The sequence below is a fragment of the Paenibacillus catalpae genome (genome assembly GCF_900112695.1).
Taxonomy (GTDB): domain Bacteria; phylum Bacillota; class Bacilli; order Paenibacillales; family Paenibacillaceae; genus Pristimantibacillus; species Pristimantibacillus catalpae.
Window position 1 is genome coordinate 140,770 of sequence record NZ_FOMT01000002.1, and the last position, 19,310, is coordinate 160,079.

Genomic DNA, 19,310 nt, shown 5'->3' on the forward strand with positions numbered 1-19,310 from the left:
GGAAAAAAGCCGGGATTGGACGTAAATCGTCCGATCCCGGTTTTTTCTTTATTTTGCCGGGATTAGAATATCGATTTGTGAATCACTTTGATCTAACGAATGAATGTCACTCCAGTATTCAATATCAAGGGGTCTTTCGCCAAACGTTTGGTTAATATATTCATAAGTATTGCCAATCTCCGACTCGGCACCTCGATGGACGATTTTGATAAATTGGCCTGGAGGCAAGGTATAGGTCATCATGTCGGCTGGAATATCTTCATAGGCACTTACTTCAAAGGCGACTACATGCTGGTAGGGGACGTCAAACGTCCATTGTCCGTCACAGGGATAAATCTGAATTAAATGAATACCCGCTGCTTTCCGGTGCTTGATGTCATTCTTCCGTTCCGCCAGGTTCTCGCGCAGGATGCCAACAATTCTGGTTTCCAGAACATGATTGAGGCTTTCAGTTATGGAGTAACCAACCAGCTTGGTCTCCTCTTTTTCAATTCTATCGATCTGGTAAGTGCTCATTTTTTATATCCCTCCAGGGCACATGGTAAATATAACCATAAATAGAATACCGAATATATGTTCGCTTGTAAAGAGGGAGTTTTAGGGTTTGTATTAACGTTTACGTTGACGTAAATGTTGAAGAGGAGTATGCTAAATGTAGAAACAACGTTTGAAACAGCATGGAAGTGGGGAACAAAAGGTTAGGGACTACATTTTGAAGGAGGCACCAGTTATGTATAATCATATCCTGATTCCCGTTGACGGCTCTCAGAAGGCGAATAAGGCGCTTGATCATGCCATACAATTAGTTAAATCTATGGGGCGAGACATCCCGTTGTCCGTTATTCATATCACCGACAGAATTGCGATGAATGAGGCTTTTGTTTATGTGGACGTGGGAGAGATGCTGGATAAGGAAGAAAACGAAATCCTTTCCACGGCCGCAGAACAGCTGAAGGCCTCCGGGGTTTCTTACACGCTGCTTAGGGCAAATGGAGACCCTGCTACTATGATCAGCCGAACGGCCAAGGAACGCGGAGTTGACCTGATTATAATGGGCAGCCGCGGTGTAGGACTTGTCTCGGAAATCCTGCTCGGCAGCGTCAGCCATGGTGTATCCCAGCATGCGCATTGCCCGGTTCTGATTGTGAAATAAAATATCATTTAAAAAGGCTGCCTGCGGGCAGCCTTTTTTGCTGTGCAACTCTTAAAGATATTTCACAACGTTCATGTTCCAGAAAACAGCTGAAACAGCTTGAAAACGCGCAAAAGAAGATGCCTTAACGATGTGCTGCATCGTTAAGCAGCATGATCATACAATTTGGAAGATCGGTTGGATCGGAATAAACTCCACGGGCACATCCTTATATTGCTGCTTCAATTCTACGCTCAAGGCACGCATGCCCGGTTCTTCACTTTCAGCGTGGCCGAGGGTGAGCAAAGCTTTCGAACGGCCTTGATACGCGGCATCCCGGATATATTCCGGGGTCTCCCATTCGGGTCCCTCCCCAACAATCAGCAGGTCAAGATCATGCTCTCGCATCAAAGGAATTGCTGTTGAAGCGCCTCCCCGATAGCCAACAAGTAGGCCGACGCGGCTGCATGGGGCGGAGAGTTCTCCCGTCAAACGGAGGAAAGGCATCCCCAGCTTTCGCTTCACATGCGCGGCGACATCGGAGACCGTCATGGACGGAAGCTCAACAATCGCTGCAACAGGCAGCATTTCCGTTAAGTGTGCTTCCCAGTCGAGTGCGGCAAGCAGGCCCGTCATAATGATATCCGGCTGCTTCCGATGGCAGTAATCATGATAACGGAAAATCGCGATTCCGCTATCCTCGATTAACTTCTGTTTTGGCGCATAGATCGGATCGTTCTCGATTAGCTTTTCTTCATGACGATGGCTGTAAGAGAGCGGCTCATGAGTGATGAGAAGATTAGCTCCTGATGCAACGGCCCGTTCAATAACTTGCTGGGTGGGCATAAAGGAAACCGCAATTCCCCGTACCTCCGTATCCGGATAGCCTGCCATCAGAATATCTACCGTGTTGCTGATCGGAGGGACCGATGAGCATAATTGATCTATAATGGCCTGAACAGTTAGTGGCATAAACTAGGATCCTTTCTTGCTGCTTGGATAGATTTTCTCGCCTTTTTCCAGCATCTCAATGAATTGCGCTATACGCTTCATCCGTGTTTCCTGCTTCTTCGCATTATGAATGCGGAACAGAATGGCATAGCGGTTCTGCTTGTCCAGCGTTTCAAAGAATTGTTGAGCCTTCTCATGGCGGGCCAGCTCGAGAGCAAAATCCTCAGGAACAGTGGCGTTTGACTGCGATTCATATGCTTTATCCCATAGTCCGTTCTGCTTAGCAGTTTCAATGGCTTTGATGCCGCTTGGCTGCATTTTGCCTGCAGCGATAAGGGCTTCGACTTTATCTTTATTAATCTGCGACCAGATGCTTTTTGGCCCTCTTGGCGAAAACCGCTGAAGCCAGCTTTCTTCGTCGTGCGTTTTTTTATGGCTGTCGATCCAGCCGTAGCATAATGCGATATCGAGTGCCTCATGATAGGTAATCGATGGGCGGGAGGCATTCTTTTTGGAAAGCTGCAGCCAGATGCCGGATGATTGATCATACTGTTCTGCAAGCCATTCCTCGAATTCCGGCGGGCCCGGGAAGAAGAGAATAGGCTGTTCTAATTTACTCATCGTCAGAGTCTCCTTTATGCCGTTTCCTTACAATATTATAGCATTGGCATGGGGAACGTATAAGTCTTGAGTTTACAAACTTTTCCTATAAAATGAAATTTACGAAAGAGGGGGATAAAGGATGAGCAATGTTAGAGCAATCCGCGAAGAAGAGCTTCAAGAGCTATTGGACTTATATCATTATTTAAATTCGGATGATCCGAAGCTTCAGGCGGCAGATGTACAGGAACTGTGGAACCGGATCCAACAGGACCGCAACATGCACCATCTCGTTGTAGAAGATAACGACCGGATAGCGGCAGCCTGTGTCCTCGTTCTTGTTCCGAATTTAACTAGAGGAGCAAGGCCATATGGCCTGATTGAAAATGTGGTCACCCATCCCGACTTCCGCAGGAAAGGTTACGGAACCCGCGTGCTGCAGGAAGCTCTCGCAATCGCTTGGGAACAGAACTGCTATAAGGTTATGCTGCTGACGAGCTCCAGGCAGGAAGGCACGATAGAGTTTTACGAAAAGGCCGGTTTTGTTCGGGGGATTAAGACGGGATTTATCGCAAAGCCTTCAACCTGAGGTTAGGAGGGTTAAATTGAAACAGGCTAAACAATTAACGACCCTTCGTTTTCCGCTATTCGAATTGATTCTCGGTTTGGGGTCAGCGCAAAAAGAGCACAACAGGCATACGAATACGTATGCCTGTTGTGCTCCAAAGGCTGAACGTGTTAGATATTCACTAAAAGCGTTGGCCCGAAAAGATATTCAGAGTTGTTCATTGCGTTTAAGCAGCTTCACTCAGGGATTCACGATCTACATCTATGCCAGAAGTAACGGCACCATCGATCGAAAACGGTAAGACGATCGTTTTTGTTCCATCGGCTGCAATCACTTTAAGACTATGGCCTGTTGTAATAACTTCGGTTGAAGCAACAGCATGGCCACTACCATCTACAACGGAAATCGTTTGGACACCATCCAGGGATATTAACTCGTCTAAAACATTTGCAACCGTAGTTCCGGCTTTAATGTCAATTGCACTTCCTGAAATGGAGGTAATATGCGTGCTTGTATAGGCAATATCTACGGCTGTGTCAGAGACAATGCTCGGGAAAACATAGGATTGCGTTAAATTTGCCTGTACGGAACTATCGAACTTGGTACTGCCATTTGCGTCAGGATACACAGTTGCCGTTTGCGTTTTATAGTTTTTATTGAACGTTTTAACACCGATGTTGCTAAAATGATAACTTGAGTTACCTCTAACTTGTACAGCACTGCCGATTAACCCGCCTTGTAAAATATTTAGGTTGCTTAAGTTAATGTCAGTTCCATTATCAACAACAATCGCAAACCGGTCATTTCTTAATGTGTCTTCATATTTTATTGAACTGTCTTGAATCGTGACATGATCTACATATTTCATGAGTATTCCATAGGCAGGGAATACACTCGCATTTGGATAGGACGACGTTCGATAGTTACCCCCGTTTTTAGCTTCAGCTATAACTTCCGTTGTGTTTGATACAACGGGCTTAGAAGCAGGTTTTGCAGGATTAAAGGACGCCGTAAGTTCAAGGTTTTTAATCGTAATATTGCGAACGGGATACGTTTCTCCATCCACAATCGTTCCAACTGAACCAACGTCAACCTGGCCTGCGGATCCGGTGCTTGGAAACCGTTTATATCCTTGAATCACAATGGGGAATGCTCCGTCTCCTCCTGCGTTCTTAGATAAAATAGCTCCATCAACCGTTACGTTTGAAATCGAACCGGGTCTTCTTATTCCAAGAGGCAGCCTTGCTGTTTGAAGACTTCCATCTTCGTCAAGCCCGGCGCCTTCAAAGCGAGGAGACACGCCGAAAGCAATACCGCCGGATGTGTTTTCTAAATGTAAATCGGATAAGGTTACGTTACTTACGTTTGAACCGTCGTTAACCCAGATGGCAACACCGGTTTTGTTCGCATTTGTCGTAAGACTTAAATTTTTCGCCGTTATATTTTCCATATCTCCAACGGTTTCCGAGCCTAACTGGAATACATTTCCGCCTGCGATGTCACCGGCAACAATTTTTTCAATATCGTTGTTAGAAACGTGTCTAATAAATCCTAAAGAGAAGTCGCTTCCTAATTTTGCAACGTCATTGCTGGATTTCAAAGTTGTAATGTTATAAGCGGATGCGTCGTTATTTTGCATAAAGTTGAATGTGTCTCTTTGACGACCGGAAGTAGAGTCGGGCAATAATATATTTTGAACTCTAATGTTATCGCAGCCGGTTGTTAGTACAGAAAACCAGCCGCCTTGTTCGATGGTTAAAAGATGATCCTCATCCATTCCGCCAACCACGATATTTTTGGATAGTTTGAACGAAATGGTTTTGGTTCCGTTACCAGGAACGTAAGGATCACTATATCCCGTATATAGATTCATATTTCCGTATATTTTGGCCGAATTCCCGATAATTTTTATATTCTCTACGCGAACGCCCCACATAAGAGCATCTTCCCAATAGCCATGACCGTCATCCTGCCCCAATGCGAAGGGATAATTTAAAGGGGCTTCTCTTGAGTCGATATGGTCTAATGCGATAAGCTGAGCGTTTTTGTCAAAATATAAATGTACGTTGCTTCTTAAATGGATGCTGTTAGAGGCAAAGTTCGAGTCTCCTTTGAAGTAAACCGTTCCGCCGCCATTTTTGCTTGCTGCAACAATTGCCGCATTGATAGCGGCAGCATTATCCGACCCGGTATATTTAATGATGTCACCAGCGCTGTCCGATACCTTTGCGTCGGCCACAGCACCAAAATTCGTTACGTCATATTTGCCTGAATAATAGCTTACCATGTTTGAACTTCCATCGGATGTAACTAGCTTAAAGGAGTAGTTTGTCTCCGGTAATAGGTTCGAGAGTACCGCTTGTTGTGATTTTAGAACGGTTCCTGTGTTCACCCAAGTTAAACCTTTGTCTAAACTTGCATAAACGCTTGCTTGTTTATTCAATGAATCAGCTTCCAGCACAACGGTTGTTGGGGTGTTATAGGAGACATCAGCAGCTTTTCTAACTAAATTGGTTGCATTAGCAGCGATATTGAATTTTACCGTCCCTGTTTCCGTATAATCCGCTTCGCGAGGTGTTCCTGAATAAGCCTTGCCGCTAAAAGTTGCGCTGAAGTTTCCGCCATGACTTGGCATTTTTTTGTTTTTCAAAACAAGCGTAACATCAACGCCATTGTATGCGCTAAAATCAGTATCCTTTATAGAAACCGTTTTTCCACCGTCCGTTATGGCCACTTTTGTTCGTAAATCTTCATTTGAATTTATATCTCTAACCCAGTTTCTTCCCGAATGGTTATAGTCTTTTGCGGAAGCGATAGCCGCATCATTTAATTGTACGAAGCCGCGGCCAATTAAATCAAACGTATCGGTAGGAGAAACTGTTATTCCATCCGGCAAATGAAAGGTTAACGTGCCGTACAAATATTTTCTTTCCGGAGTGGTTTTATTGATGGAATATTCCAATATTACATCCTGGGTTTGACCTGCTGTATATTGCTGCAGGTTTGCTTTTAAAGTTGATAGTTGGATGGTATACGATTTGGATGTTCCGTCTTCAGCAACTACAGTTAGTCTATCATTATTTAAGATTTCATCAGATAACCTTTTTTCGTTTCCCGAACGATCTGTAACGGAATAATGTTGAATCGAATGGTCCGTTGAATCGATTTCAGCAAGCAATTGTTCAACATCATATTGAGGGATCATATAAATAGAGCTATTTGCGTTGTCGATGCTTGATAGATGAATGGCGTTATTTAGCATTCTAAGATTAGTGTTAGAAGAATTTGCCGGTTTGAAAGCAGCTTTTTTCAAAGAAATTTTAGAATTACTAATTTGCAGCCCGTAAGATTTAGCTTTATTTACGGCAGGTAAATTCGTTATCGCGTAGGCTATTCCATCAGTGCCTTTGAGCACACTAATTTTAGCATGAGACAAATCTAGTTTATCCTTTCCATCATTTATTGAAATATAAGGTGGAACACTGCCGCTTGTAATATTCAATAGATCTATCGTTGAAGATGTTTTAAACGAAAATGTGTCCGACACTCTTACGTTAGACGAAAATCCCAACGGAGTTATTTTCTTAGACTGTCCATGATTATCCTGTTTTACCGGTTTCAAGCTGTCGCTAAGTTGCGGATTAGACGCAGCCCATGCACCGTAAGCCAGACTAAACAACATGGTTAGAGCAACAATAGTGGATAAAAGCAATTTTCTTTTCAACTTTACTCACTTCTTTCTATTTATTTATATAGTAATAATAGAATAGTTCAGTTTTGTTTGATGATTGTTAATTAGGAAGTATTGAAAATGTAAATTCGCCCTTTTCATCAATAAATGAGCACAAACGCCTAGTTTATTTGGTTCAAAATAGCCACGCCGCGGCGCTTTTTATCCTCCATACTCAGGTTAATAGGCGGGGTGAGTTTAACGCTTACAATCTAGGAGGCTTAAATGAATGAAGTTAAATGACGTGGAAGTCGTGCGGGATGGACATGTCTGGGATCAGATTACCTGAATCCGGAAAAACTATCTTCACATATCGTTCCGATTTGGTGTGATTGGAATCACACCGGCGGGAGGGCACTCTTCCGTATACTTGGAGCATAACAAGTTAAGAAAGCGGGGAGAGCTTCATGCTAAGTGAAAAAACGATAGCGATCATTAAATCGACTGTACCGGTGCTTGAGGTTCACGGAACGGCTATTACGAAACGGTTCTATCAATTATTGTTTACCAGTCATCCCGAGCTTATGAATGTATTTAATCATGCGAATCAAAGACAAGGCAAACAGCAGACCGCACTAGCGAATGCCGTTTATGCAGCCGCAAAATATATTGACAAGCTTGAGACCATCCTGCCGGCTGTCAAGCAAATCGCACATAAACACCGCAGTCTTGGCATTACAGCAGAGCAATATCCGATTGTCGGGCAAAATCTGCTGCAAGCGATCAAAGAGGTGCTGGGCGATGCTGCAACCGATGAAATTCTGAATGCATGGGCCGAAGCCTACGGCGTGATCGCGAGTGTGTTTATCAGTGTGGAAACGGAGATGTATAAGGAAGCGGAGGAGCAGCACGGAGGGTGGGCCGGTTACCGGGAATTCCGGGTGGAGCGCAAGGTGCGGGAGAGCAGCGTTATTACATCCTTTTATCTGGTGCCGCAGGATGGAGGAGCAATCGCTTCGTTTGAACCAGGGCAATATGTGAGCGTGAAGTTGGATATTCCAGGTGAGACAAACACCCATATCCGCCAATACAGCCTGTCGGATGCGCCGGGCAAGCCTTATTACCGAATCTCGGTCAAACGGGAGGATGCTCTGCCAGGGAAGCCTGCCGGTGTTGTTTCGGTATACCTGCATGAACAGGTGAAGGAAGGCGATGTGCTCTTGCTGTCTGCGCCTGCCGGTCATTTCACGCTTGATCTGAAGGATGCCCGTCCGGTTGTTCTGATCAGCGGGGGCGTAGGCTTGACGCCAATGGTCAGCATGCTGAATACGCTTGCGGATACGAAATCTGACCGTCAGGTTACCTTTATCCATGCGGCTCAGAGCGGAGACTTCCATGCTCTGAAGCAGCAGGTAGAGGAAAAGGTAAACCAAACATCCGGAGCAACGGCTCACTGGTGTTATGCCCAGCCTACGGCGCAGGATACGGGAGTATTCCATAAGGAAGGTTATATCGACCTGCCGTGGCTGCAGGAGATCATTCCGTCGAAGGATGCTGCGTTCTATTTCTGCGGACCAACTCCGTTTATGGCTCATATCAACCGCCTGCTTCTGCAGTGGGGAGTTCCTGCAGCAGATATCCATTACGAATTCTTTGGTCCAGCCGGCAGTCTTGACGAGGAATCGGAAAAAGCGGCCGTTACAAACTAAATACCGTACGGATGATCATTTTCAGCCCTCTTTCTTGGCACGCAGCAGCCGGTTAATGGTCTCCCGCCGGAGGCCGATAAACTGCCCAATCTCATCTTGGGTCAGGACATCGGTCAGCGCTTCCGGCGAGATATAATGATCGAACCAGGCTTCAAGCTTCCGCAGCTTGTCCGCCGGTGCGATTGCGGTTAATTGATCAATCCTTTGCTGCATCATACGCAGCTTGTCCTGCAGTTGCAGGGCAATGGAGCGGTACCGGTCGGGTTGCTGCTCCAGCTCCTGATACCAAGAGGCAGCGGGAAGAACATCCACTTCGCAGGTCACAAGGGCGATTGCGGTGCCGAAGTAGGGGTTAGGAGTAATGAGAGAATGATGCGGAATGATTTCATCCGGTACAATGATGTTCACCAGAATTTGCGAGCCGTCAGGGTGAACTCGTAAGATTTTGAGCAGCCCGCTGCGAAGGTGGAAGAGTGGTCCCGACTCACCCTGCAGAAATAACCTCTCGCCTTTATGCAAGATCATAAGGTGCGAAGCCTCCATTAATATACAAGCGAAGCCTGAAGTTATGGGCTTTGCTTTTTTTGTTTTCATTATACGACAGTTTGCCTTGGGATGTTGCATTCCCTTCCAGATCATGTATCCTGATTAAGAGAACTTACGTTCGATGAGGAGGGTTATCTTGCGACGGCTTAAGAACGAACAGGATATCATTCAACTCGTGATGGAAGACGAGTGGATGATGGAGGTTTTACATGCGGCAAAGGCTTTGAATCTGCCCGATTCGTGGGTATGTGCCGGCTTTGTAAGGTCCAAGGTATGGGATTATCTGCACGGTTATACGGAACGCTTCTCGCTGCCGGATGTGGACGTGATTTATTATGATCCTTCCGCGCCGGATGAAGTCTTGGAGAAAGTACTGGAAGAGCGCCTGAGAGAGAAACACCCCGACATTCCTTGGTCGGTCAAAAACCAGGCGAGAATGCATCTTGTCAATAATGACGATATTCAACCATATACCTCATCCGTTGATGCGATGTCCAAGTTTCCGGAGACGGTCACCGCGCTAGGGTTAACGTTAGATGAACACGGCAGGGTTGTTCTGTCTGCGCCTTGCGGAATCGAGGATCTGCTCGGCTTTGTTATCCGTCCGACGGCTCATTTTGAACAATCGACGGCACTTATGCAGATCTATGAGAAGCGTCTTGCGAAGAAAAACTGGAAGAGCAGATGGAGCAAGGTCGAAATATCGGTCAACGACAATGGAAGTCATCTCAATCGGAGGCGTGACATATAATGAGTAATCTGATGCAGGTCAGGGTTAAGCTGCTTGCGCAAGACGGATTCCCCGATGCCGGCAGCTATAAAGGTCTGAAGAATAATATCGGATTGTAAATCGAAGTCATACTCTATGAAAAATCTTAATAATATGTAATTAAGAGAGGGATATCCCTCTCTTTTTCTAACTTTACGAACGCCTGTTTATGCTTGTTTTATCTTTTTCATTATAGTAGTTATATGCCTTCCCCAATAACTCAGCGAGCATCAAGCTATTCTCCTCGCCTAAATGCTCAATCAGGCCGCCAAGATGCTGGTTAAACTGCTCATCCGCCGCTTTTGTAATCTGCTCTCCTTTAGGGGTCAGCTCGATTCCCACGGAACGTCTGTCGTCCGGATCCACTGTTCGTTTCACAAGCCCGTCTGCCATCAGTTTTTTGATAAGCTGAGTGACGGTAGGGGTGGTGACCAGCAGCTTCTTGCTGATATCGGACACTTTGATCTTGGGATTTCCGTCATCCGTATTCGCCATGATACAAAACAAAATGCGAAGCTCGCTCCGGTTAAGCCCGTTAAACGACTTCTGTCTCCATTCGGCTTTTGTAAAGCGCGTAAATGATTCCCTCAAACGTTGTATGATCTCCAGCTGGTTATCTTTGTCCATACCTGCTCCAATCCGTAAGTTGTTAATTGTTTATACTTGAAATATATCATATTTCTCATTATTATGATTATAGTTAAGTTGGTAAACTAAATATTTATCACCAAAATAATGGGGTGGTACAAATGGTTAACGTAGGAGTAATGGGTACAGGGTACGTTGGACTTGTCCATGGTGCTGTGCTTTCCAGTTATGGTTTCCGGGTTACCTGCATGGACGTATACGAGGCCAAGATCGATCGTCTGAACCAAGGCATTTCTCCGATTTATGAGCCAGGGCTGGAAGAGCTGCTGCATAGCGGCCTCCGCAATGGGAATCTAAGCTTTACCACAAGCGCTCAGCAAGTCGTGCAGTCGAGCGATATCCTGTTTATTGCAGTAGGAACGCCTGCTAAGGAAGACGGCAGCGCGGATCTTTCGTATGTCCGGGGATTCATCCGTCCGTCAATGGTTCCAATACTACCCAGTCGGCGCAAGTGAGCACGGGTATCCATTGCGGGAGGCACAATGAAGACGTATTGCGTAACCGGGGGAGCGGGTTTTATCGGCTCCCATCTATGCGAGCAGCTGTTGGCTCAAGGCCACCGTGTCATTAATATCGATAATTTCAATGACGTATACGACTATAAAACCAAAATCAGGAATATCCTGAGTAGTACAGGGTCGGTATTTCCACATCTCTATTCAGAGGATAAGCCGGGGGATTTGGCCAAGCTTCAGACCGTCGTAGAATCGGATCATTACCGGCTGGTTGTGGCAGATATCCGAAGCATGGACGAGCTGGATGCCGTGTTCGATAGCGAGAAGATTGATGCGGTTATTCATTTGGCGGCAATGGCGGGTGTACGGCCTTCCATTGAGGATCCGCTGTTGTACGAGGATGTAAATGTGAAGGGAACCCTTCATATTCTGGAGGCGATGCGCAAGCATGGCGTCCGCAAATGGCTTTGCGCGTCTTCCTCTTCTGTGTACGGGAACAACAAGAAGGTTCCTTTTTCCGAGGAGGATATCGTCGATTTCAGCATTTCTCCTTACGCGGCGACCAAGAAGGCCTGTGAGGTGCTGGGGCATACCTTCTACCATCTGCATCATATCGATACGATTATGCTGCGGTTTTTCACCGTCTATGGAGAGCGGCAGCGGCCGGATCTGGCCATTCACAAATTCGTGAAGATGCTCGACCGGGGCGAAGAGCTGACGATGTACGGCGAAGGCACTACGAGGCGAGACTACACGTATATCGGCGATATTATTGCGGGTATTCTGGGCGCTTTATCGTACGTGGAACAGAAGGATCGCGTCTATGAAGTTGTGAATCTGGGCACGAACCGAACCATTACGCTCCGAGATTTGATTGCAAGCTTGGAACAGGAGATTGGCACAAAAGCTCTTATTTGCACGTTGCCTAATCAGCCGGGAGATGTGGAGCAGACCTATGCAGACGTATCCAAAGCGAATCGGCTGTTCGGCTACCGGCCACAGACCGATTTTGCCGAAGGAATACACAAGTTTGTTACATGGTACAGGGGGAATAGACATGGTTAAATTATCGGTCGTTGCGCCAATTTATAACGAAGAAGAAAATATTAAGCTGCTGCATGAATCGATTACAAACGCGGTGAAAGAAAAAGTAGAAAGCTATGAAATCGTGCTTGTAAACGATGGCAGTAAGGACCGAAGCGCTCTTCTGCTGGATGAGCTGGTGCAGCAGGATCCTCATGTGAGGGTGATACATTTCGAGAAAAACTGCGGCCAGACGGCGGCGATCTACGCTGGACTGAAGGGCTCGACCGGCGAGCTCGTGGCGCTGATAGACGCGGATCTTCAGACCGATCCACGGGATATTTTTAAGCTGATGCCGTACATTCCGAATATGGATTTCGTGAACGGCAAACGCGTAAGACGGAGAGACACCGTCGTGAAGAAGGTCTCGTCCCGTGTCGGCAACGGCGTGCGCAACTGGCTGACAGGCGATCAAATCTACGATACCGGCTGCCCGATGAAGCTGATGAAGCGCGAAGTGGCGGACAGCTATTACTTATACGAGGGACAGCACCGGTTCCTGCCGACTTTGGCGAAAATCAACGGATTTAAGGTGGTTGAGGTAGCCGTATCCCATCAGGAAAGACAGCACGGCGTATCCAAATACGGTGTATTTAATCGGGCTTTTGTAGGCCTCATGGATGCGATCGTTATTGGCTGGCTCCGCAAACGGGTCATTCGCTATCAGATTAAAGGCCATTAATCATGTGGTGGCATTCGATAATAGGAAATGTGTCGGCCGGCAACATGGGATGGATTATCTTTGGTTTTATCGGACAGATCATGTTTACGATGCGGTTTATTACCCAATGGCTTGCGAGCGAGAAAGCGAAGAAGACCGTCGTTCCGCAGTCCTTCTGGATCTACAGCATTCTGGGCAGCGCGGTTTTGTCCATCTACGCGATCTACCGCAGGGATCCGGTCTTTCTGCTTGGCCAGCTGCCGAGCGTCTTTATCTACTTTCGCAATATTATGCTGAACCGCAAGTCGGAGGTACAACCAGCGAACAGCAATTCGCTGGATGTGTAATGCGGGGGCAGGACTGCCCGGAAATCGGGCGAATGGGAAGCACTTAAGGCCCCTAAGGGACCTTAAGTGTTTTATTTTTGCGTGCGCGGAGCTAGATAGGGCCCTTGAGGAATCTTATCTCCCATGTAAGGCCGAGTACGCCTGGAGCTGGGGCTTGTGGCTAAGGGCTGACTTTTTATTGGCCGACCGAACAGGGTACCGGGGTTATCTGATCGGGACCGGACAAGCACAAGATATCTTGGCATAAAACGCTAAATATTGGCATGTTCTTCCTATATCCAGCGGCAGTATACTAAACCGTGCATGGCGATGAAAGCGTTGCCAGCAATCGTTGATTGAGGAAGGAGGGTTGTAGGGAGGCAAATCATGCGATTGAACTCCAGCCAAGAATAGCCAAGAACAATGAGGTAGATTAGGGAGGAAATAGACGAATGTATATGATGTATCGGGAACGGGCGGCGAGAAAGCTGCTTCTACTAACGTTGTGCGCGGTCATGCTGGTTTCGCTCGTATCGTTCTTGTTTATCCGTGAGGCACATGCCGCAGGCTCTTATCTTTTATCGCAAAATAAAACCGCATACGCCTCTTCCGTGGAAGGCGGCAATGCGGCCAATCTGGCAGTAGACGGCTCAACCGGCACCCGCTGGGGAAGCCAGTGGGGCGTAGATCCGCAATGGCTTTATGTCGATCTTGGTGCGAATGCCACGATTGACCGCGTGAAGATTAACTGGGAAGGCGCTTATGCGACGGCTTATAAAATCCAGGTATCCAGTGACGAATCAACCTGGAACGATGTCTATTCGACAACGGCCGGAGACGGCGGTGTTGATGATCTGACTCTTGCGGGAAGCGGCCGTTATGTCAGAGTGTACGGCACGCAGCGCGCTCTTGCCGCTTATGGCTATTCGATTCTGGAATTTGAAGTATACGGTACAGGCGGTTCAACGGCTCCTCCGGTGGTGTACGGTCCAAACGTTGCGCTTAACAAACCGGTGACTGCATCTTCGACTGAAAATTCCGCTTATTTGCCGCCGGGCTCGACAGTGGCGGCTAATGCGGTAGACGGCAACGCAGCAACACGCTGGTCGTCGAATGCAACGGACAGTGAATGGATCTACGTTGACCTTGGCTCCTCTCACCAGATCGGTCGTGTCGTGCTGAACTGGGAAGCAGCAGCCGGACGGGCTTATGATGTTCAAGTATCGAATAACGGCACGCAATGGACAACCGTCTATCGCGAGCTTCACTTTGCGGGCGGAAAACAAGAGATCCCGCTATATACAAACGGGCGTTACGTTCGGATGAACGGCATCGGACGCGCAACAAGCTTTGGCTACTCGCTGCTTGAGCTTGAGGTATATGATTATATCGCAGGTCAGCCGCAGCCGGTTTATACGATTCCGGCACTGCCTACACCTAGTGCGGTGCAATCGGGCTCCGGCAGCTATCTAATGAATGACATCCATATGCCGCAACCGAAATATCCGGCGAACAAATCCTCTAACATTCAGACGCCAATTCCTTCGAATGACTGGTGGCAATCGATTCTGATCAAACCATATGGCGACTATCTGGTGACCCTGCCGCTGAAAGCGAAGTACTTCCAGCAAGGTCTTGGCATCCTGAATCCGGGAGCAGGCTGGCTGTCTTCGGATGGCAGAGCGGTAAATGCCGACGGCAATCCGGATTTGTATGTAATGTCAAACAGCATCAATACTTCCAAGATTCAAACCCGTGTAACCGGGTATGGAGACTGGTCCGTGGATGCGGTTGTAAGTGACGATGCGACGGACAAAATGAAATCCACCTTCGTCAAAGGTTCTCCTTACGTTTACAATACCTTCGCTGACCCGAACTCGGTAGAGATTTACTCTTCGTTGATTACGCAGCTGTTTGACGACAACGGAAACTCCGTTCTGACAACGGAAGGCGCAACCCTGACAACCGACCACATCGGCGTGAAGCTGGTGAATACGGATGGCAGCGGCGCTTCCCATACCCGTTACTATGGAATTTTTGCTCCTGCAGGAACGGTGTTTAAGAAGGTTGGAGCTAAGGTTAAAATCCAGCTTGGCAGCGGCGGAAACTATCTGTCCATCGCAGCTATGCCGGCTGCTTCGAACCTGAACTACTATTACCAGCATGCTTATGCATTCGTAACGGATACCAAAGTGAACTACAACTATAACGAATCAACCTCGCAAGTGACAACGGATTACACCTTGACGACGGCGCTGAAGCGCACGGGCTTCTCGAATCAGGCGCTCACCACGCTGCTTCCGCATCAATGGAAAGTGTCTTCGACTCCGCTTACGGCGCTGACCTATCCATCCGTCCGCGGGACATTGAAAGTTCGTGAAGGCAATGCCTTTACGACGGTTGACCGGTTCTACGGCATCGTGCCGCAATTCACAGAGCCGACGGATTCCGCTTATGACAGATCGCTGATGGTGTCCTACCTGAAAGCGCTGGATGAAGAAACCACCAGCAATCTGATGGCTGCCGATGCTTACTGGCAAGGCAAGAAGCTTCATCCGCTTGCGATGGGCGCCCTGGCAGCCAATGAGCTTGGCGAGACGGCTTACCGGGATAAATTCCTGTCGCGGATCAAGTCCATTTTGACCGACTGGTATACGTACACGAATGGTGAACAGGATTACTTCCTGTACTATAACTCCGATTGGGGTACGACGTATTACAAATCCAGTGAGTTTGGCGCGAACAACGGCATTACGGACCATCACTTCACGTATGGCTACTATGTATTTGCTTCCGCTGTACTGGCAACCTTCGATAATGATTTCAAGACCCAATACGGGCCGATGATCGATCATCTTGTCCGGGACTATGCGAACCCTTCGCGTACGGATTCCATGTTCCCGTTCTTCCGCAGCTTTGACCCTTATGAAGGCCATTCATGGGCAGGCGGCTATGCGGATAATGACAACGGCAACAACCAGGAAGCGGCAGGCGAATCCTTGTTTGGCTGGGTTGGCCAATATATGTGGGCGCTGACGAACGGGGATACGGCATTCCGCAACGCTGCGATCTACGGCTTTACGACCGAGCTGAACGCGGTGATGCAATACTGGTTCAACTACGACGGCGACAACTGGATTCCGCAGTATACGCACAAAACAGTTGGACAAGTGTATGGGGCATCAAACTTCTATGGTACTTTCTTTAACGGGGATCCGGTTTATGTATACGGCATCCATTGGCTGCCGACGGCGGAATATTTGACAAGCTACAGCCTTGTACCGGGCAAAGCGGCTGGTCTGTACAGCGGCTTTGTAGCGGACAATGGCGGTCCGGAAACAGATTGGTACCATATCGTATGGCCGATCCAGGCGTTAAGCGACCCGCAGGCGGTCATTAACAAATGGAGCGCGACAAGCATGCAGAAGAACGAAATTTTCAATACCTACTGGTTCATCCATAACATGCAGACGCTTGGCACCCGCACGAAGGACGTCTGGGCAACCGGCTGGACAAGCGCAACGGTGTACAAGAAAGGAAGCGCATATACCGCTCAAATCTGGAACCCGACGGCAAGCCCTGTAACGGTAACGTTCAAGAACGCTGCCGGAACGACGGGTACGGCTGTCGTGGCAGCCAAATCGCTGGTTTCGGTAAATCCGATGGTGAACACCAATACGGGCGATAACTGGGCTCCAATTGGCAGCGGCGGAGATAACGGCGGTGACAACGGCAATGGCGGCAACAATGGAACCGATACTAACGTTGCACTGAATAAGACGGTAACGGTATCATCGACGGAAGCTCCCTTTGCCGGATCTAATGCGGTGGATGGCAATGCGCAAACCCGCTGGTCATCGGCTGCAAATGCAGATCCGCAATTGCTTACCATTGATCTTGGTTCCTCGCAGCAGCTAAGCCGAGTGAAGCTGAGCTGGGAGACGGCGTACGGCAAATCGTACAAGGTTCAAGTATCGGCGGACGGCTCAAGCTGGTCTGACATTTATACAACAACAACCGGTGACGGCGGAACCGATGACTTCAACGTAACGGGAACAGGGCGTTATGTCCGGATTAATATGACCGAGCGCGGCACAATATATGGCTACTCGCTGTTTGAGGTTGAAGTATACGGCCATGCGGCAACAGCCTCGAACTCTACGCTCTTGTCGACAGGCAAGACGGCAACAGCTTCATCTTATCAGGAACCGTTTGTTCCTGCTTCGGCGGTGGACAATGACCCTGGCACGCGCTGGGGATCGGTGACAGGCGCTGATCCGCAGTGGATTACAGTGGATCTTGGGCAAAGCCGTACGGTGACCAGCATCAAGCTGAAATGGGAGACGGCATATGCCAAGTCGTTCAAGCTGCAAATTTCGGCGGACGGCAACAGCTGGACCGACCTGTACAGCACAACTACGGGCACGGGCAGCGATCTTGATCAGAATGTAAACGGCAGCGGCCGATATGTACGCATGCTGGGCACGGAGCGCGGCACCCAATGGGGTTACTCGCTTTGGAGCTTTGATGTTTACGGGTATTAATCCTTAATAATCGATTGAATCGTGAACCCTGCAACCAATTGGTTGCAGGGTTTTCTTTGCTAGTGGAAATCTAAAAATTGAAAATAAGCCTTAATTGCTCTTGCTTTAATTTGATATTTAGATTATTATCTAAATATCAAATGATTCGTAAGAGGGTGAGCCACTTGAATGATGCTTTTAAGGCGTTGTCTGACCCAACCCGTCGTCAAATTCTTCAGATGCTGAGGGAACAGGATTTATCCGCCGGACAAATTGCCGATCAGTTTAATATTTCTAAGCCAAGTATTTCTCATCATTTGAACTTGCTTAAGCAAGCGAAGCTCGTTACAGAAGAACGGCAAGGCCAGAACCGGGTGTACTCGCTTAATATGACCGTCGTGCAGGAAGCGATGGGCTGGTTCCTCGGGATGCTCGGTACGAAAGGGGAATGAATAGACATGAATGAAACGACAAAACAAACCGTATTTTGGTCAAAGCAGGATTGGATCTTGCTCTTCGTTAATGCTGCTATCTTCGGGATTGTGTTTCTCCTATTTAATCATCAGCTTCCGGATGTAGTGGGCAGTCATTACAATATTAACGGCGAGCAGGACGGTACGATGGCTAAATCCAACATGTGGCTTGTATACGCAGGTATTGGCATTGTGCTGCCCGTCTTCCTATCGGTGATAAGAACCGTAGACCCGCGCCGTGATAATTATGCCCGATTTAGCGGTTATTACATGCTGATGCGGTGGACCGTCAGCCTGTTTATCCATGGAGCCTTTGTGCTGATGATGCTGCAAAATCTCGATTATGATCTGCCTTTTGTTAATATCGTTATTGGCGGATTGGGTGTAATGTGGATGGTCATTGGCAACCGGATGGGTCAGCTCCGCAGCAACTTCTTTGTCGGGATCAAGACGCCTTGGGCGATTTCCGACGAGAACAATTGGCGCATGACGCACCGAATAGGCGCGAGGTTATGGTTTATTGCGGGGATTTTGATGCTTCTGGGAGCTTGCCTGCTGCCTGCGAAGTGGCTCATTGTAGTTCTGGCGATTGGTATTCTGCTAAGTGTCGTTGTACCGTACCTGTACTCGTATCTTTTGCATGCTGGAGCGAAAAAGAAGGCGTAAATGAGAAGCAGCTTTGCGGGGGCTATCCCAACAAAGCTGCTTTTCTTGGTTTATATGCTTGGGGAAAACGCTGAAGCATCCTACATTAGACTTACTCCAGTAAAATGAGGTTACACTGGAGGTCGTCCGGTACTACGTTGGATTTACTCCAATAAAAATGCACAAGCCCGGCTTCCTCCTCTGAAATGATTGGATTATACGGCATGTAATCCAATGTAGCTTAAGTTACTGGGCGAAAACGGTGCATTACGCTGCATGAATTCCAACGCAGCCAGACAGCGATTTTCTCGAAAGCAAGAGCATCTTTCGAGAAAACGCTTGGGAAACCGCGATTTTCTCGAAAGCAAAAGCGTCTTTCGAGAAAACGCTTGGGGAACCGCGATTTTCTCGAAAGCAAAAGCATCTTTCGAGAAAACGCTTGGAGAGCCGCGATTTTTCAGAAAGCCAAAAGCAGCTTTCTGAAAAACGCTTGGGAAACTGCGATTTTCTCGAAAGCAAAAGCATCTTTCGAGAAAACGCTTGGGAACCGC

17 protein-coding genes are annotated in these 19,310 nt (G+C 47.8%); 11 read left to right on the plus strand and 6 right to left on the minus strand.

What is annotated here, in order from left to right; translation table 11 throughout:
- Nucleotides 1-48: 48 nt before the first annotated feature.
- Nucleotides 49-516, minus strand: a complete 468-nt coding sequence (locus BM200_RS08340; protein ID WP_091183861.1) for a GyrI-like domain-containing protein — start codon at nt 514-516, stop codon at nt 49-51.
- A gap of 214 nt (nt 517-730) precedes the next feature.
- Between BM200_RS08340 and BM200_RS08345 the strand changes: the two genes are divergently transcribed.
- Nucleotides 731-1,153: a universal stress protein gene (locus BM200_RS08345; protein ID WP_091183864.1), complete on the plus strand. Its 423-nt coding sequence runs from the start codon at nt 731-733 to the stop codon at nt 1,151-1,153.
- Nucleotides 1,154-1,309: 156 nt separating this feature from the next.
- Here the strand turns inward: BM200_RS08345 and BM200_RS08350 are convergent, their stop codons facing one another.
- Both BM200_RS08350 and BM200_RS08355 read right to left on the minus strand, forming a co-directional pair.
- Nucleotides 1,310-2,104, minus strand: a complete 795-nt coding sequence (locus BM200_RS08350) for a Nif3-like dinuclear metal center hexameric protein (RefSeq protein WP_091183867.1) — start codon at nt 2,102-2,104, stop codon at nt 1,310-1,312.
- Between the two features lie 3 nt (nt 2,105-2,107).
- Nucleotides 2,108-2,704, minus strand: a complete 597-nt coding sequence (locus BM200_RS08355; protein ID WP_091183869.1) for a YdeI/OmpD-associated family protein — start codon at nt 2,702-2,704, stop codon at nt 2,108-2,110.
- Between the two features lie 121 nt (nt 2,705-2,825).
- On the opposite strand from BM200_RS08355, the gene BM200_RS08360 reads away from it, so the two are divergent.
- Entirely contained in the window at nt 2,826-3,272 is a 447-nt protein-coding gene (locus BM200_RS08360; RefSeq protein ID WP_091183871.1) for a GNAT family N-acetyltransferase, read from the plus strand.
- Nucleotides 3,273-3,477: 205 nt separating this feature from the next.
- On the opposite strand, the gene BM200_RS08365 is transcribed toward BM200_RS08360, so the two are convergent.
- On the minus strand, nt 3,478-6,975 hold the full coding sequence (locus BM200_RS08365; RefSeq protein ID WP_139230765.1) for a hypothetical protein: 3,498 nt from the start codon (nt 6,973-6,975) through the stop codon (nt 3,478-3,480).
- Nucleotides 6,976-7,388: 413 nt separating this feature from the next.
- Between BM200_RS08365 and hmpA the strand changes: the two genes are divergently transcribed.
- On the plus strand, nt 7,389-8,630 hold the full coding sequence (gene hmpA, locus BM200_RS08370) for an NO-inducible flavohemoprotein (RefSeq protein WP_091183876.1): 1,242 nt from the start codon (nt 7,389-7,391) through the stop codon (nt 8,628-8,630).
- A gap of 21 nt (nt 8,631-8,651) precedes the next feature.
- Here the strand turns inward: hmpA and BM200_RS08375 are convergent, their stop codons facing one another.
- Nucleotides 8,652-9,155: a Crp/Fnr family transcriptional regulator gene (locus BM200_RS08375; RefSeq protein WP_091183878.1), complete on the minus strand. Its 504-nt coding sequence runs from the start codon at nt 9,153-9,155 to the stop codon at nt 8,652-8,654.
- Nucleotides 9,156-9,354: 199 nt separating this feature from the next.
- On the opposite strand from BM200_RS08375, the gene BM200_RS08380 reads away from it, so the two are divergent.
- Complete coding sequence (locus tag BM200_RS08380) at nt 9,355-9,927, plus strand: nucleotidyltransferase family protein (RefSeq protein WP_245773003.1); 573 nt, start codon at nt 9,355-9,357, stop codon at nt 9,925-9,927.
- A 171-nt stretch (nt 9,928-10,098) separates the two neighbouring features.
- Here BM200_RS08380 and BM200_RS08385 read toward each other — a convergent pair whose 3' ends face one another.
- Nucleotides 10,099-10,572, minus strand: coding sequence for a MarR family winged helix-turn-helix transcriptional regulator (locus BM200_RS08385; protein ID WP_091183884.1), 474 nt, complete (start codon nt 10,570-10,572; stop codon nt 10,099-10,101).
- 122 nt (nt 10,573-10,694) lie between these two features.
- Here BM200_RS08385 and BM200_RS08390 point away from each other — a divergent pair, with 122 nt between their 5' ends.
- The 7 genes from BM200_RS08390 to BM200_RS08425 all read left to right on the plus strand — a co-directional run bounded on the left by BM200_RS08390 (nt 10,695) and on the right by BM200_RS08425 (nt 18,780).
- The gene (locus BM200_RS08390) at nt 10,695-11,048 is read left to right on the plus strand and encodes a hypothetical protein (RefSeq protein WP_245772948.1); all 354 of its coding nucleotides are present in this window, start codon (nt 10,695-10,697) and stop codon (nt 11,046-11,048) included.
- Between the two features lie 27 nt (nt 11,049-11,075).
- Complete coding sequence (locus BM200_RS08395) at nt 11,076-12,113, plus strand: GDP-mannose 4,6-dehydratase (RefSeq protein WP_091183886.1); 1,038 nt, start codon at nt 11,076-11,078, stop codon at nt 12,111-12,113.
- Nucleotides 12,106-12,813: a glycosyltransferase family 2 protein gene (locus tag BM200_RS08400; protein ID WP_091183888.1), complete on the plus strand. Its 708-nt coding sequence runs from the start codon at nt 12,106-12,108 to the stop codon at nt 12,811-12,813. Before BM200_RS08395 ends, BM200_RS08400 begins: the two co-directional genes overlap by 8 nt.
- Before the next feature lie 2 nt (nt 12,814-12,815).
- Nucleotides 12,816-13,139, plus strand: a complete 324-nt coding sequence (locus tag BM200_RS08405) for a lipid-A-disaccharide synthase N-terminal domain-containing protein (RefSeq protein WP_091183891.1) — start codon at nt 12,816-12,818, stop codon at nt 13,137-13,139.
- A gap of 431 nt (nt 13,140-13,570) precedes the next feature.
- On the plus strand, nt 13,571-17,662 hold the full coding sequence (locus BM200_RS08415; RefSeq protein ID WP_091183895.1) for a galactose-binding domain-containing protein: 4,092 nt from the start codon (nt 13,571-13,573) through the stop codon (nt 17,660-17,662).
- A 140-nt stretch (nt 17,663-17,802) separates the two neighbouring features.
- Nucleotides 17,803-18,093, plus strand: a complete 291-nt coding sequence (locus BM200_RS08420) for an autorepressor SdpR family transcription factor (RefSeq protein ID WP_091186185.1) — start codon at nt 17,803-17,805, stop codon at nt 18,091-18,093.
- 6 nt (nt 18,094-18,099) lie between these two features.
- Nucleotides 18,100-18,780: an SdpI family protein gene (locus tag BM200_RS08425; protein WP_091183899.1), complete on the plus strand. Its 681-nt coding sequence runs from the start codon at nt 18,100-18,102 to the stop codon at nt 18,778-18,780.
- Nucleotides 18,781-19,310: the final 530 nt, after the last annotated feature.